The organism is Paenibacillus aceris (genome assembly GCF_017874035.1).
Lineage (GTDB): Bacteria > Bacillota > Bacilli > Paenibacillales > NBRC-103111 > Paenibacillus_E > Paenibacillus_E aceris.
In genome coordinates, this window is record NZ_JAGGKV010000007.1 from 85,060 (window position 1) to 100,613 (window position 15,554).

At 50.4% G+C, this 15,554-nt stretch carries 11 protein-coding genes; 9 read left to right on the plus strand and 2 right to left on the minus strand.

Annotated features, from left to right (window positions below; genetic code table 11):
• Positions 1 to 127: 127 nt before the first annotated feature.
• Positions 128 to 1,156, minus strand: coding sequence for a copper amine oxidase N-terminal domain-containing protein (locus tag J2Z65_RS15045; protein ID WP_167054841.1), 1,029 nt, complete (start codon positions 1,154 to 1,156; stop codon positions 128 to 130).
• A gap of 177 nt (positions 1,157 to 1,333) precedes the next feature.
• Here J2Z65_RS15045 and J2Z65_RS15050 point away from each other — a divergent pair, with 177 nt between their 5' ends.
• The 8 genes from J2Z65_RS15050 (at position 1,334) to J2Z65_RS15085 (ending at position 11,697) form a co-directional block, all read left to right on the plus strand.
• Positions 1,334 to 3,076 carry an ABC transporter ATP-binding protein gene (locus J2Z65_RS15050; RefSeq protein WP_167054839.1) on the plus strand — a complete coding sequence of 581 codons (1,743 nt, stop codon included), beginning with the start codon at positions 1,334 to 1,336 and terminating at the stop codon, positions 3,074 to 3,076.
• A gap of 22 nt (positions 3,077 to 3,098) precedes the next feature.
• Positions 3,099 to 4,847: an ABC transporter ATP-binding protein gene (locus J2Z65_RS15055; RefSeq protein WP_167054837.1), complete on the plus strand. Its 1,749-nt coding sequence runs from the start codon at positions 3,099 to 3,101 to the stop codon at positions 4,845 to 4,847.
• A 265-nt stretch (positions 4,848 to 5,112) separates the two neighbouring features.
• Positions 5,113 to 5,556 carry a MarR family winged helix-turn-helix transcriptional regulator gene (locus tag J2Z65_RS15060; RefSeq protein ID WP_167054835.1) on the plus strand — a complete coding sequence of 148 codons (444 nt, stop codon included), beginning with the start codon at positions 5,113 to 5,115 and terminating at the stop codon, positions 5,554 to 5,556.
• 97 nt (positions 5,557 to 5,653) lie between these two features.
• Positions 5,654 to 6,055, plus strand: coding sequence for a DoxX family protein (locus J2Z65_RS15065; protein WP_167054833.1), 402 nt, complete (start codon positions 5,654 to 5,656; stop codon positions 6,053 to 6,055).
• 59 nt (positions 6,056 to 6,114) lie between these two features.
• Positions 6,115 to 7,068 carry a ring-cleaving dioxygenase gene (locus J2Z65_RS15070; RefSeq protein ID WP_167054831.1) on the plus strand — a complete coding sequence of 318 codons (954 nt, stop codon included), beginning with the start codon at positions 6,115 to 6,117 and terminating at the stop codon, positions 7,066 to 7,068.
• The gene (locus J2Z65_RS15075) at positions 7,065 to 7,673 is read left to right on the plus strand and encodes an alpha/beta hydrolase (protein WP_167054829.1); all 609 of its coding nucleotides are present in this window, start codon (positions 7,065 to 7,067) and stop codon (positions 7,671 to 7,673) included. The genes J2Z65_RS15070 and J2Z65_RS15075 overlap by 4 nt, the downstream gene beginning before the upstream one ends.
• A 27-nt stretch (positions 7,674 to 7,700) precedes the next feature.
• Positions 7,701 to 8,312, plus strand: a complete 612-nt coding sequence (locus J2Z65_RS15080) for a flavin reductase (RefSeq protein ID WP_167054827.1) — start codon at positions 7,701 to 7,703, stop codon at positions 8,310 to 8,312.
• Positions 8,313 to 8,451: 139 nt separating this feature from the next.
• Positions 8,452 to 11,697 (plus strand): Ig-like domain-containing protein, encoded by a 3,246-nt coding sequence (locus tag J2Z65_RS15085; protein ID WP_167054824.1) that lies wholly within the window; start codon positions 8,452 to 8,454, stop codon positions 11,695 to 11,697.
• A gap of 469 nt (positions 11,698 to 12,166) precedes the next feature.
• Here J2Z65_RS15085 and J2Z65_RS15090 read toward each other — a convergent pair whose 3' ends face one another.
• Positions 12,167 to 13,396, minus strand: a complete 1,230-nt coding sequence (locus tag J2Z65_RS15090) for an MFS transporter (protein ID WP_167055022.1) — start codon at positions 13,394 to 13,396, stop codon at positions 12,167 to 12,169.
• A 258-nt stretch (positions 13,397 to 13,654) separates the two neighbouring features.
• Here J2Z65_RS15090 and J2Z65_RS35885 point away from each other — a divergent pair, with 258 nt between their 5' ends.
• The gene (locus tag J2Z65_RS35885; RefSeq protein WP_167054822.1) at positions 13,655 to 15,550 is read left to right on the plus strand and encodes a heparinase II/III domain-containing protein; all 1,896 of its coding nucleotides are present in this window, start codon (positions 13,655 to 13,657) and stop codon (positions 15,548 to 15,550) included.
• The last annotated feature ends 4 nt before the right edge of the window (positions 15,551 to 15,554 follow it).

Here is a 15,554-nt window from a genome sequence, read left to right on the forward strand (position 1 = left end):
TTATTCGAATGAATTTTCAGTTATTGTATCAAAAAACAACTCATTTGGACAGTGCGATCAACCACGATGAAGAAAGAAACCTCCCAGACGTGATGGAAGGTTTCAGCATTTTACATGAATTGATAATTTATTCTTCCTTATCAGCTACAACGATTTTCCAAGCTGTACCGATAGGGGGCAGGCTTTTTGTCAGGGCTGGTCCATAGAATCCGATCACATTGGCGCCTTTCACAAGCTTCGATGTCTCAACTTTGTCCCCATTTTTGTCAACGATGGCTGTATCTTTCGTAAGGTGCAGAACCACTTCGCCCGGCGCTGTTTCCGTTAAGCCTTCGCCTTTAACAAGAATGCTAAGATCGTCCTTGTTTTCGCTGCGGACTTCTTCTATTACACCTGCAGTACCGATCAGACCCGCTTGTGTTTTCGCATCCAAAACAGTAACCTTAGACGTTGGCGTTTGCGGCGGCAGGCTCATCGTCATGACCATGGAGTGCTCAGCAGAAACGGTTAAGCCTACGTGCAGATCGGAAAGACTAAGCTTAGTGCCGTCAAGCATTTGGAAGACAGTCTCTTTGCCAACGTTAAGAACAAGGCCATCTGTGCCAACGCCCTGGATGTGGATCTGCGCATTGTCACCATCCGTGCGGATCGAAGTGATCACGCCTGTTGCTTGCACTTTTTTCGCCTCTTCCTTCATGGAGATCGAGAGCGTGCTGCCTTTGGATGCAACTGATCCGTGAAGCACTTTGCTCACGAAAGAAACGGGAACGTACAGTTTGCTGTTAACCAATTCAGGAGCTGTGCCCAGCGTTGTAAGCATTTTATTAATCGTGTAGCGGTCTTCACCGGTTTTCACGGTTGTGAACTGATTGCCTTTTGTCAAATCAACAGCATAGGTTTCCGGATTCCATGTAAGGGTGAAGCCAAGGCTTTCCGTTACGGCACGAAGCGGCAGCATAGCCTCAGTTGCGCCAGCTTTCAAAAATCCATTTTCAGAAATAGCCACTCCGTCAACTTGTACGGTAACTGGATTTTCAATTTGTGTTTTAACAGGTAAAACTTGAACGGTATCGTTTGGCGCGGCATAAGCCGTACCCGCAGTCATCATGGCAGAGAGGGATATAAGGGCCAAGCTTTTTTTCATAACAGGTTTCATGGTTGTATTTCCTTTCTGTATGTAAAGTTAATGTTAGTCTGTCCTCTTAAACGTTAGAAATTTCCTTAATGTTGCATGAACAGGAAAATTTAATTAAACCTAACTTCATCATGGACTTCAACAGGCCGAAACTATAGAATCAATTATGTGTGCGAAAAATGGAAAGAGGTGGAATTCTTGTCTTTTATCATCAAGCTGAGGTGGTTTTTCAAAGAGAGATGGAAATATTATGTCCTGGCGATCGGTCTGTTGATTGGTGTGAATTTACTGACGACAATTCCGCCTAAAATGATAGGAAATACAATTGATCATATCCGCAGTGGAAGTCTGACCGCTACTACGCTCAATCATACGGTCCTTTTGCTTGTAGGACTTGCTGTTCTCCTATACATTATGGCGTATGTGTGGATTACGACTTTGTTCGGTAACTCGGCATTGGTGGAAAAGCTGCTTCGCGGCCGATTGCTTGCACATTTGACGAAAATGACGCCGGCGTTCTTTCAACGCAACAGCACAGGCCAATTAATGGCCTTAGCTACGAATGACGTGCTGGCGATCGGTCAAACCTCTGGGTACGGAGTGATGACGCTGGTGTCTACGCTAGTGGGGGCATCGGTTGTTATTATCATGATGGTTTCCCTCATTTCTTTTAAATTAATGATTGCGGCGCTGATTCCGCTGCCATTTCTAGCTTTTGTGATCAGCAAATTGGGTCAAAAGGTGAGAGTGCGCTTCCTCGCGGCACAAGCTTCGTTCGGGAAAATGAACGATCATGCGCTGGAGTCGATCTCCGGCATTCGGGTTATTCGTTCGTATGTGCAGGAAGAGAACGATCTTACGGCATTTGATCAAGTGACATCCGAGGTTATGAATAAGAACAAACGCGTTTCGATGCTCAATGCGCTTTTTCAACCGTTGACCTCACTCATTGTAGGCTTGAGTTACTCCATTGGGATCGGATATGGTTCCTATCTGGTGTTTCATCATGAGATTTCATTGGGACAGCTCGTTTCGTTTAACATTTATTTAGGGATGCTGATCTGGCCGATGATTTCTTTCGGCGAGTTTATCAATGTCCTGCAGCGCGGAAGCGCCTCTGCCGATCGATTGGATACAGCACTGACGCAGAAGGCTGATATCGTAGACGTGGATAAGCCAGTCGCGGTGAGTGTGCCTAAGCGGATTGAAATGAAGGATCTTAGCTTTACTTATCCGACAGCAAACCACCCAAGTCTATCGCATGTGTCTTTCGAGCTGGAGCGTGGCCAAACATTAGGTATTGTAGGCCGAACGGGAAGCGGCAAAAGCACGCTGCTCAAACAACTTCTGCGACAATACCCGATTCCGCCTGAGAAGTTGCTGATCTCTGATGTACCGATTGAGCAGATTGCGCTCGATCGAGTGAAAAGCTGGGTTGCTTATGTTCCGCAGGAGCATTTGCTGCTGTCCAAGTCGATCCGCGACAATATCGCGCTAGGCAAACATGACGCTCCGCCAGATGAAATAGCTCGGGCGGTGGAGATGGCTTCTTTTACCCAGGACATTGAGCAAATGCCGGAAGGTCTTGCTACCATCGTCGGCGAGAACGGCGTCATGCTGTCCGGCGGGCAGAAGCAGCGCTTAGCGATTGCCAGAGCACTGCTCATCAATTCAGAGATCCTCCTGCTGGATGACTCGTTATCCGCGGTAGATGCCCGTACGGAAAGCCGCATTCTGCAAAACATCCGCAAGGAGAGGGCAGATAAAACAACGTTCATTTCAACCCATCGTTTATCCGCGGTGAGCCATGCGAATTGGATCCTCGTTCTAGACGAGGGGCGGATTATTGAAGAAGGAACACACGAACAGCTCATGCAGTTTGGCGGTTGGTACAAGGAACAGTGGGACCGTCAGCAGATGGAAGCTAGTTTAGACGAATAGAGGAAGAAAGGAGGATAACAGGATGAATAAACCATCAACCGCAAGAAGGCTCGTCTCGTATGCGCTCGTTTATAAATTCAGGATTATCGGCGCGCTGCTCATTTTATGCTGTGCAGTAAGCGCCGAGCTAGCGGGACCCTACATCACAAAAACGATCATCGACCAGCATCTTTCCGTAGATACAAGTCAGATGTCCTCTGTGCTTAAATTGATTGGTCTCTATATGGGGCTGCTTTTAGTAGCAAGCATTTGCAACTATTCGCAAGCCTATTTATTCCAGTCCACGGCGCTTCAAATCATCAAAAACATGCGTATGGACTTAATGCAGCACATCCAGCGCATCGCACTGCGTTATTTCGACACCACGCCAATTGGTCAGGTTGTGTCGAGAATTGCCAATGATACGGAGGCGGTACGTGACTTATTCATGAGCTTCATGGCGACGTTTGTCGTTAGTACGATGCAGCTTATCGGTATTTTCGTAGCCTTGTTTATTTTGGATTGGCACTTGGCTGTCTATTGTCTGGTACTGCCGCCAATTTTCGCTCTCATTATGAAGATTCACTTGAAATATTCGAAAGTGTTCATCACCATCATGCGTGCAAGGCTTAGCGACATGAACGCGATGATTAACGAATCGATCGTCGTGATGCCGATTATTCAGGCATTTCGCCGCGAAAAGGTGACGCTGGACGAATTTGAAGTGCTAAATCAGGACCGCTATGTGAATCAATTGAAGCAGTTCCGCGTTTTTTCCTTGTCCTCCCGTAACATAGTAAGTACAATCGGGAGCTTGGTGACAGCGATGGTCATTTGGTATTTTGGCCGGGAGTCACTGCAAACGGCTATTTCGTTCGGGGTGTTTTATGCGTTTATTGATTATTTGGGGCGAATTTTTCAGCCGATTATCGGGATCTTCGATCAGCTGACGAATGCGCAAAGAGCCTTCGTTTCCGCGGATAAAGTGTTCGCCATCATGGATATGGAAGGGCAGGACGTTGAGAAGACGGATCAGGTGAGGCGCCCGGAGGGGATTGTGAAGTTCGATCAGGTCACCTTTGCTTACAAAGAAGGGGAAAACGTGCTGAAGCAGATTTCGTTCGAGGCTCGAAAGGGCGAAACGATCGCTTTGGTCGGACATACCGGCTCGGGCAAAAGCTCGATCATGAACCTGTTGCTCGGCTTCTACGAACCGAATGAAGGCAGCATTACAATTGATGGCCAGGACATCCGCACTATGTCGAAGCAGGCGCTGCGGAAGCATATGGGGATCGTACTGCAGGATCCTTTCTTGTTTGCTGGGGATATTAAGTTTAATGTGAGCCTCTATAATAAGGAGATATCCTTGGATCGTGTAAAAAGCGCGCTGAAGGATGTCGGCGCAGCCTCCTTCATCGAACAGCTGCCGAACGGCTACGATGAGCAGGTTGTGGAGCGGGGAAGCACCCTGTCTTCCGGGCAGCGGCAGCTCATCTCCTTCGCTCGGGCGCTCGCCTTCGATCCGTCCATACTCATACTGGACGAAGCTACGGCGAGCATCGATAGTGAGACGGAGGGCCTGATCCAACAGGCGCTGAAAGTGGTCAGTGAAGGGCGCACGACGCTCGTGATCGCGCACAGGCTGTCCACAATCCGCGATGCGGATCAGATTCTCGTGCTGCATCGCGGGGAGATTGCGGAGCGCGGCAATCATGAGGAGCTGATGGCGCTGGGCGGCCGCTATGCGAAGATGTATCAGCTGCAAAAGGGTGAATCGGCTGTGGTGGGGTAGCAGCTCATTCCGATGCCTCCCCAATAGGAAGCCGAATATTAAGATAGCGGCTCATGCGATCGTTAAAGAACAATGGCTCCGTCGGAGCGATCCTTATAGGATTGCAACGGCGGTGCCACCCATTGCTTGCACCTCTTGTGTTGCCTATAAGGGCGGAACTTTAAAAACTTTATAAATCGGGTATTGACATTTATCTTAAAATAAAGTATCTTTAAATCAAGACATCAAACACAAACAAATTCAACGAAGAATTGAGGTGGACCTGATGAGCGAAACACGAAACGATTCCTTGGATCTCTACATTGCACTTTCCAGAGCAAGTGAATGGGTCAACGCACATGGCGACCGCGATATCCGCAAGCATGGATTAAACCGGACAGAATTCGGCGTACTTGAGCTTCTCTATCATAAAGGGGCGCAAGCTATTCAACAAATCGGCTCTAAAGTGTTGATGAGCAGCGGAAACATCACTTATGTCGTCGATAAGCTGGAGAAGAAAGAGTATGTTGTCCGTCGGACTTCAACGGAAGACCGCAGACTTGTTTTCGCGGAAATAACCCATAAAGGGAAGCAATTTATTGAAGAAGTTTTTCCTCAGCATAAGGAAGTGATCGAGAATGCGGTGGCTGGTCTTACTGCAGAAGAGAAGAGGGTCGCTAGCCAACTGCTGAAGAAGCTCGGCAAGTACGCTCAGGAAGGTTTCAAATAGAGAAGTAGTTTGTCCTAATTCGCAGGGATAACTACTTTAACTTTTACCTAATATCTTAAATTAAAGATTCTTAATTTTGAAATGGAGGAGATTATTCATGAGTACCGCAGTTGGATTATTGATTATTCGTTTGGTTGTAGGGTTGGGTTTTATGGCGCACGGTTCGCAGAAATTGTTTGGTTGGTTCGGGGGCTACGGTCCGAAAGGAACTGGCGGCTGGATGGAGTCCATCGGCATTAAACCTGGGGTTGCCATGGCGGTTATGGCTGGTTTGATGGAATTCGCAGGCGGTCTATTGTTTGCAGCGGGGCTTGGTACGGTATTTGCTTCCTTGTTGATTGCGGCGACGATGGTGATGGCGATTGTCAAAGTACACGGCAAGAACGGCTACTGGAACACAGCTGGCGGCTATGAATACAACCTTCTGCTGCTTGCGGTCGTTGTAGGTGTAGCGTTTATCGGTGCAGGTGCTTACTCCATTGACGCATTATTATTCTAAGATTCTTTCTACTCAGGTAGGACATAACTAAATCTAACAATTAAAAGGAGTGTATTCACATGACAAAACAACAAACAGCAGGTATTCATCATATAACAGCTTTCGTTCAAAATGCACAAGGTACTGTAGATTTCTATGCGGGTATTCTTGGATTGCGTCTGGTCAAAAAAACAATCAACTTTGATGCGCCGGAAGTGTACCATCTGTACTTTGGCGATGAGCACGGAAGTCCGGGAACGATCATCACCTTCTTCCCTTGGGCCGGTTCCCGCAAAGGTCGTATCGGCGGCGGCCAAGTCGGAATCACCACCTATGCGGTGCCTACAGGCAGCCTTGCCTTCTGGGAAGAGCGTCTGACCAAATTCGGCGTTTCCTTTGAAAAAACAGAAAGATTCCATGAGACCTATCTGCAATTCGAAGACCGCGACGGTCTGAAATTGGAAATCGTTGAGCGTGAGAAAGGCCAGCCAAGCACATGGTCTTTCGGGGGCATTCCCGCTGAGAAAGCAATCAAAGGCTTCGGCGGCGCGATACTTTACAGCACCGCTCCGGACAAAACGTCCCAGCTGCTCCAGCAGGTGATGGGACTAGAAAAAGTAGGGCAAGAGGGAGCCTTCGCCCGGTTCAAATCCTTCGGTGATATCGGGAATATCATCGACATTCTAGTGACGCCAGTGCCTTATGGCGCAGGTGGAGCAGGTACTGTCCATCATATCGCATGGCGGGCCAAAGATGATGCTGAGCATGAGCTGTGGAGAAACCATGTGCAGAACAGCGGATACCATCCTACGCCGATTGTGGACCGCCAATATTTCAACGCGATCTACTTCCGTGAAGAAGGCGGCATCCTGTTCGAAATCGCGACAGATCCTCCAGGCTTTGCTAGAGACGAGGCTCCTGAGGCGCTTGGCGAGAAAATCATGCTGCCGGAATGGTTCGAAGCGAACCGTGCTCAACTCGAACGCAATCTGCCGCCTATCGCAGTGCGCGAATTGGAGGGAAATGAACAATGAGACATATTTTCCAACAAGGAACGGATCTAACAGCGCCGGTGCTCGTGCTCTTGCACGGGACCGGGGGCACCGAACGCGATCTTCTGCCGCTTGCTCAAGCTATTTCCCCAGGATCATCGATATTAAGCATTCGAGGCAATGTGCTTGAAAACGGAATGCCGCGGTTTTTCCGCAGGCTGGCGGAAGGAGTCTTCGATGAGGAGGATCTCATCTTCCGTACGAAGGAGCTGAACGATTTCTTGGATGATGCCGCTGTGGAACATGGTTTTGACCGCGGCAATGTGGTGGCCGTCGGATACTCCAATGGCGCCAATATCGCGGGCAGTCTTTTGTTCCACTATCCGGATGTGCTGCGTGGCGCGATCCTGCATCATCCGATGGTGCCGCGGCGCGGCATCCAGCTCCCGGACCTGTCCGGCACGCCGATCTTCATCGGTGCGGGTAGCAACGACCCGATCTGCTCTCCGCAAGAGACGGAGGAGCTGCAGAGGCTGCTGGGCGAAGCAGGAGCTGAGATCCAGGTCCATTGGGAAAACGCGGGACATCAATTGACGCGTTCAGAGGTAGAGGCAGCAGCGAATTGGTTCAAGGCGAACTTAACTTAAAATAACTAGTAAAGCGAGTGATGCAGGGTGATAGCCATCAACCCTTCGAATCAAACCGAGCGGGAGAATTATAAGCTGTTGATCGGCAGCATTATTCCCCGGCCCATCGCGTTTGTCACTTCCCTTTCCGCCGAAGGGGTACTCAATGCTGCTCCTTTCAGTTACTTCACCATTGTGACGGCGGACCCGCCGATGGTTGCGGTATCGGTACAACGAAGACAGGGCGAACCCAAGGACACTTCGCGCAATGCCATGGATAGAGGGGAATTCGTCGTTCATATTTCGGATGAATCTTATATCAATCAGATCAATCAAGCGGCAGCCGCTCTGCCGCCTGACCAGAGTGAAGTTGCGATGACGGGCCTAACACCTGTCGAAAGTACAAAGGTAGCCGTACCCGGCCTCGCCGAGGCGAGCATCCGGATGGAGTGTATTCTGGAGCAAGCGATACCGCTAGGCGGGACCGAGGGAGTTCCTTCTGCGGACTTGCTAATCGGCAGAGTGGTGCAGTTTCATATTGCTGATGCCTTGTACGAGAACGGTCATATTGATGCGCAAGGGCTGAGGCCGGTTAGCCGGCTAGCAGGCAACTTCTATGCAAAATTGGGAGAACAATTTACGCTCGAGCGACCTGTTTGAGTTTTAAAAGAGAGAAGCCATTTGTACCTATTGATTGGATAGGTGCAAATGGCTTCTTCTATTCATTTTATAAGTCCTAAACCCGAAAAATTTAGTATACTTACTAGAGTTAGTAACAAGGTGGGAGAATCGGGAGAATATGATGAAACGGTTGAATGTTTATAAGCTGCGATGGGTTATCGTGGTTATTTTAGCTGCGATGCTGGTTAATCTGTACCAGTCGGCGGCTTATGCGCTTACGGCAGTTGGACAAGTGATTACAGGTCCGGCTTCTTCCAGCTATGGCGAGTCGGTGGATTTCACAACGGTGATTTCTGATCGTGCAGCCGGAGGAGCGACACCATCGGGGAGCGTCACGTTCTACGATGGAGGAACACCGATTGGAGGACCGCAACCGTTGATAACTTCGGAGCCGACGGTGGTTTATAAGAGTTCGGGAAGTGCTCCGGTACTAGCAGGCAAAAAATTCACCTGCACGAATTGCCCCGTTATCCAGTGGGGCGGGCTGAACTACTGGGCCTATAGCGATACGGATAATAATTTATATGTGTATTTGAATGGCTTCGATGCGAATAACAATTTGATCAAGTCTTGGCAGATCTCGGGAAATCGATATGTGACAGATATCACGGTAGATAACATCGCCAAGACAGTTACTCTTATCGGCCAGAGCAATGTTCTCACCACACGAACCTGGGAGCAGCTTGAAAATTTCAACGCTCATGCCTCCGTGTCTGTTTCTAGTTTAGGGGTCGGAGCGCATACCATTACGGCTCTTTACTCAGGCGGCGATGGTTTGCACGATTCGCAATCATCAACTTTCATACATACGGTTGATAAGATTCAAACGAATACTGGCCTAAGCTCAAATGCTGGACTCATTTATGTAGGCGAAGCGGTTACCTTCACGGCAACTGTTTCACAATTAAATGGCAATCCCATCGCATCAGGCGGGACGGTCACCTTCCGTGAAGGCAGCAATGTGCTGGGGACCACGAGTGTGAACGGAAGCGGCGTCGCTACATTTACGACGTCGGTACTGCCGGTTAACGGTTATTCGGTGACCGCGACTTACAATGGCGATGGCCAGCATTACGCGAGTACATCAAGCAGTTTGACGCAATCCGTTCTGGGGATACCAACCGAAGTAGCGATTAGTGCTAGTCCCGGATCCACGACATACGGGAATTCCGTGACACTTACGGCAACCGTTACGAATGGCAGGGCGAGTCTTTTGGGACCTACCGGTACCGTGACGTTTAAGGAAGGCTCGACGGTTCTTGGCACAGGGACATTGAATTCGGGAACAGCGATGTTGACGACTCCCGTTTTAGACATAGGTTCTCATTCGATTACGGCTCATTACGGCGGAAGCTTCACACATACGGCCAATAGTTCGAGCTCTATATCAGTGGCAGTGAACCCAATCCCTACGTCTTCAACCCTGACGATTGCAGGCGGGGCGGGAGCTTCTTCCTCTTATGGCACTTCATTGACTTTAACGGCAACCGTGGTGAATAGCAACGGAAGCTCGATTGTACCTGGTGGAACTGTAACGTTCAAAGATGGCGTATCTGCATTAGGGACAGTCGCATTAAGTGGAGGAACCGCGACATGGTCCGTGCCTGGCAGTTTAGCAACAGGCTCTCACTCCTTCAAAGCCGAGTACAGTGGAGACACCAACCATGGGATTAGTTCAACGGCTGTTGCAGGCCACACCGTCAACAAAGCCGCAACAACTATCACCATAGAGCCGCCAAGTTCTATTATCGTAGGCGGAACGGCAATTTTCACGGCACGGGTTGTCAATAGTTCGACAGCCAATGTGCAACCGAAGGGTACAGTTACTTTTAAAAATAACGGTGTCGCCCTGCTTTCGCCTGTAACCTTGGATAGCAATGGCACCGCGGCGCTTACCGTTTCTAATCTACCGGTCGGTGAACTCTCCATTACTGCGGAATATAGCGGTGACGGGAACCATCTGTCAGGTGTTTCATCGCCAATCACCCACCCGATCTCAAAAGCGCCGGTTACGGTTCAACTGTTGTTTACACCGCAAACAGTGGAAAGTATTTATGGGCACGCTGTGACCGTGCAGGTGCAGGTAGCGCATACAGGAAGCGGCGGTTCCGTTCCGACGGGGACAGTAGCTCTAACAGGCGTGGGCAGCTTCAATAACTGGCCGGGCGAGTTGCGGCTGACGAACGGGATAGCTACTTGGGAGACAGAGCAGCTTGGTATTGGCACGCATAGCGTGGTCGCCAGTTACTTGGGTGATGACGAGCATCTCCCGGGGATTTCAACCAGCAGCAGTCTCCAAATTAAACCGATCCCTGTTACAGTTGAAGTGACATCGTCGGTAACGGATGCTGTTTATTACGGAAGTCCAATCATGTTTACGGCTCATGTGACCAATACGAATGGAGAGCCGCAGGTTCCTGCCGGCCATGTCGTTTTTAGCGGAGGCAATCTGCTGGACACTCCCAAAAATCTTGACTCAGATGGCTTTGCTTCCATCACGACAGCAGCGCTGCTGCCGGGAGCCTATTCCATTCAGGCTGTTTACGTGCCTGATTTGCTGCATGAGGCAAAAACATCTGATCCTATCTCGCAAGTTGTGAAGCCTAACTTACAAGGGACCGTACTTATTCTGAATCATCCGAGTGCAATTTTTCAGCTTGCTGAGCCTATTCGATTCTCGGTATCGGTTGGGGAGTTGATCGGGGACTTAACTCAGCCGGGGTACATCTCGTTAAGGGAGAATGGCGCTGAGCGAGCTAGGGTAACGACCGATGTGTACGGAAACGCGGAAATAAGCTTAACGGACGTTAGCTCCGGCACGCATCGCTTTACGGCGCTGTACGAAAGGGAAGGCATAACAGATGGCACGGAATCGCAAGGGGTGACCGTTGTTGTGCAGCCGGCTTTTACGCAGCTTACGCTAACGAGCGATGATTATGGCAAAATGCTGCCAATGACCAAGTCGTGGATCGCGGCAGTTGTTCATGGCGATAACCCGGCGTTCACGTTCAGCCCAATTTCCGCAGAGACGGGTACTCGGACCGAGCTGAAGCGGGTGGACCCGCTGAGTGGCGAGCTAGGCACGGCCATCGAGTTGATGAATGGGCAAAGCGAACCCGTTCTATTAGTGGAGGGGCTTAACAGATACCAGCTAAAGCTTGTGAGCCTGGACGGCACGGCTTCGTCTGAACATATTGTGTCCCTCTTTTATCAAAAAGGAGAGAAGCTGTGGGATCTCTCCAGTGTTCTAACTGTGGCTCCATTGCGCTATGATATGGATGGTAATCAAACGTTCGATAAGGCGGATATGATCGAGCTTTTGAAGTTAATCGAGCCGCTCACGGCGGGGAGTAATCGACCGTAACACCGTTTCGTGCATAAATAAAAAAGGCTTGCTCATTGGTAGGGACTGACCCCCCTAGCGTGAGACAAATCAAATCACCTTCAAGAAATGAAACCATGTCGGAAGATATGGAGATAAGCTTGGAGGTGTTTTGATCTCTGTCTCATGAGGGGGATCAGTCTCTACTCGAGAGCGGGCCTTTTTTTGTTGTGAGGCAGGGAATGAACATTTGATGTGTGATGCTGAATAAGGCTTTTTCAAGGAACTAGAGTCCGCTATTTTGGCAAAATCGGCACAAATTATAGCGAAAGGGGAACTACAGGGACTTATTTGACCGAGGGACCGCTATTTCAGCGAAAAACGCCGAAATAGCGGTCCCTAGTTCCCTTCGATGGGTCCGAGGGCTCTACTTGAACAAAATAGCGAAAGAGAGTTCCGCTAAGTAGGGACCCTATAGGTTTTTCTTGTCCCATGTGGGGGCATTATGGAGTTATCCCGCTTGTTTTTGCGGCTCCGTGTTTGTCCCGGCACGCTTTTCTTTCCGCTCCATGCCATAGCTGATAAGACCGATCAGCAGACCTAGAACAGGCAGCAAGGCTCCTGCCCACGGAAGATAGGTAAGGCCCATATGCGTGATGACCCAACCGCCAATAAAGGCGCCACTGGCATTGCCCAGATTATTCGCCGAGTGGTTCGAGGTTGACGCCAGCATAGGCGCATCTTTTGCCATCGTCATGATGCGAAGCTGCAGGCCAGGCAGGATGCCGAACGCCGCCGCGCCCCATACGAAAATGGTAATGACAGCAGCAGCGGGCAGATGAACGGTGAAATTGAAAACAACAAGAATGAGGGCCAATGCCGCATAATTACCGAGCAACGCCGGCATTAGCTTCCAATCCGCAAGTTTGCCGCCAAAGATATTGCCGAAGGTGACGCCAAAGCCGAAGAGAACGAGAATCCATGCGACACGATGCTCCGAGAAGCCAGTCACTTGTTCCAGCAGCGGCGTGATGTAGGTGAAAACCGTGAATAAGCTTCCGCTGCCCAGTGCCCCCATAAGCAGCATCAACAGCAGTTTTGGCTGGGTTAAAGCGCGGAACTGCTGAATGATGCCGGCACTTTTCTCCTGCTGCACGCGCGGGATTAAGAAAATGATGCCGATGAGCGAGACGATGCCCATCAAAACAATCGCGCCGAAGGAGGCGCGCCAACCGAGCTGCTGTCCAATGAAGGTGCCGAACGGTACGCCCATAATATTGGCGATCGTGAGACCGGCCATCATGATGGAGATGGCTCCTGCCCGCCGATCCGGACGGACCAGATGAACGGCGATAACGCCGCCGACGCCGAAGAACGTTCCGTGAGCTAGGGCTGTCACGATGCGAGCACCCATCAGGATGGTGTACGTAGGAGCAATGACACTTATGGCGTTGCCCACGATGAACACACCCATCAGCAGGCACAACAGCAGCTTTTGCGGCAGTTTATTCGTAAACAAGGCGAGGATCGGAGCGCCGATTGCTACGCCCATGGCATAGCTGGTGATGAGCTGCCCGGCTTGCGAGATCGTGACATGCAGATCTTCGGCAACATTGGGCAAAAGACCCATGATCACAAACTCCGTCATGCCGATGGCAAAGGCGCCAGCGGTTAATGAAAGAAGGGAAATCGGAAATCGTCCCTTGGGGACACTTTTTCCTACTACAGCTTGATGACTCATATTTCTGTGTCCAACCTCTCCGATAAGTTTAGTCTCTATAAATTTCTTTATACCCATGTTGCGCCATAGAGTCTAACAGGTCAAGATATGAGTAAAAAAAGTCAAAAAAACAGGATAACGATCAGCATCTAATTCTTTATAATGAGAGATATATAACTTGTAGATGGTTAAGCCACGAAAATCACGAAAGTCACGAAAGTCCACACGGACCGAAGGCGGGCTGCCTTCAAATGACATGGGAAAGTGGGTCGTATAACGGTGAAAGTACTCGCAGACAACTTGAACTTGGATAATGTAAAAGCAGCGCTGCATGCTGGGCAAAAAAATCCTTCACAGCTGCTGTTTCCGGAAGAAACGCCTCTGCAGGTGAAGGCGCGATTGCTACAGGGGAAAGAAAGCAAACGGCTTGTCGAAGAGATTCGGAAAGAAGGGGACAAGCTGCTGCAGGAAACGATGCCCGAGCTGAATTATTCCTTGTTCCGGTTATTTTCCACAACAGGCTCTCGAAGGGAATATGAGCTTGTTTATTTTCGCCGTCGCAACCGGTTGACGACGTTTGGTTTATTGGCTTGGCTGGAAGGCGCGGATAGTGTCTATATGGATGCGCTTTCAGACACGATTGGGTCTATTCTGGACGAGTATACGTGGTGCTTGCCCGCGCATTTTCTGCATGGACCAGAGATGAGGTCCGCCGCACCAGAACAGTATGCGGCGGAAGGTCTAGTGAACCGGTCAGCGGAGTCGTTCACGATCGATCTTTTCGCGGCGGAGACTGCGTTCGCGCTAAGCGAAATCAGCGCGCTCCTCGGCGCGTTGCTGCCGCAACTTCTTCGCGTACGGATCCGCGAAGAAGTGCTGCGCCGCATTCTGCGGCCCTTTGTGACGCAGGCTCCCAGCAGCTGGGAGACCGCGACCCACAACTGGGCCTCCGTCTGCGGAGGCTCCATCGCCGCTGCAGCGATCTACACGCTGCAGGATGAGGAGGAGCTCGCCGCGGTGCTGGAGCGCGCATTTCCTGCGCTCGCTTCGTACTTAAGCGGCTTCGAAGAAGACGGGGCATGTACCGAAGGGTACATGTACTGGCAGTACGGCTTCGGCTACTTCACCTATGCCGCTGACCTGATCCTGCGGCGCACCGGAGGCGTCGTGAATTGGTTCGAAGCGGACAAGGTGCGGCAAGTAGCCTTGTTCCAACAGAAAACCTTCCTCCACGGGAGGAAGGTTGTGAATTTCTCCGACTCGCAGGGGGAGGCGGGGATTTTTATGGGATTAAGCGGCTATTTGAAGCGGCTTTATCCTGAGATTGAGCACCCCGAGCTGACGCTCCGCGCAGGCTTTCGCGATGATCACTGCAGCCGGTGGGCGCCTGCTCTGCGGAATTTACTCTGGTCGTTAGACGGCGTCGAGGGAAGCGCTTGGCAGACAGCGGCGTATTATTTACCAGATGCGCAATGGCTGGTGTCCAGGCAGCTGCAAGAGCAGGGTGCATTTGTTTTCGCGGCCAAAGGCGGGCATAATAATGAACCGCATAACCACAATGATATCGGGCATTTCATCCTGTATGCACAGGGTGAAACACTGCTCCCTGATTTGGGAAGCGGGCAATATTCGCGGAAATATTTTGGACCGGAGCGCTATGAGATTTTGTGCAACGGCTCGCAGAGTCACTCCGTTCCGATCATTGACGGCTTGTACCAACAAGCTGGGGCGGAGCATCGGGCTGAACTGCTGGCCTATAGCAGTAATGATGCGGAGGATGTGTTCGCATTAGAAATCTCCAGTGCCTATGGCACAACAAAACTTAAAGAGCTTGTCCGGCGCTTCACCTGGAGCAAAACAGAACCGCCGCTACTAGAGGTGACGGACAGCTATGAGTTCGTTCAAGCACCGGCGACGCTTGTGGAGCGCTTCATGGCTTGGCATCGCCCGCAGCAAGCGGAGGACGGGCGAATTCTGATTGCGGCATCCGAAGAAGCGCGGGTTTTCGTCTCTTATGATTTGGACCTGTTTGATTGGGAGGTCGAGACTCTCCATCACGTGAATCATTTTGATCAGCCGGAAACATGCTATGCGCTTGATTTCAAGTTGAAGCCGGGCGTGCTGACCGAGTCCAACCTGAAGGTATCTGCAGCATTTCGGTTTGCTTTTCAATAAAATA

Excerpts from the sequence above, each read along its gene's own strand:
- J2Z65_RS15045 (WP_167054841.1), bottom strand. The coding sequence starts at position 1,156 with ATGAAACCTGTTATGAAAAAAAGCTTGGCCCTTATATCCCTCTCTGCC.
- J2Z65_RS15055 (WP_167054837.1), top strand. The coding sequence starts at position 3,099 with ATGAATAAACCATCAACCGCAAGAAGGCTCGTCTCGTATGCGCTCGTT.
- J2Z65_RS15060 (WP_167054835.1), top strand. The coding sequence starts at position 5,113 with ATGAGCGAAACACGAAACGATTCCTTGGATCTCTACATTGCACTTTCC.
- J2Z65_RS15065 (WP_167054833.1), top strand. The coding sequence starts at position 5,654 with ATGAGTACCGCAGTTGGATTATTGATTATTCGTTTGGTTGTAGGGTTG.
- J2Z65_RS15070 (WP_167054831.1), top strand. The coding sequence starts at position 6,115 with ATGACAAAACAACAAACAGCAGGTATTCATCATATAACAGCTTTCGTT.
- J2Z65_RS15075 (WP_167054829.1), top strand. The coding sequence starts at position 7,065 with ATGAGACATATTTTCCAACAAGGAACGGATCTAACAGCGCCGGTGCTC.
- J2Z65_RS15085 (WP_167054824.1), top strand. The coding sequence starts at position 8,452 with ATGATGAAACGGTTGAATGTTTATAAGCTGCGATGGGTTATCGTGGTT.
- J2Z65_RS15090 (WP_167055022.1), bottom strand. The coding sequence starts at position 13,396 with ATGAGTCATCAAGCTGTAGTAGGAAAAAGTGTCCCCAAGGGACGATTT.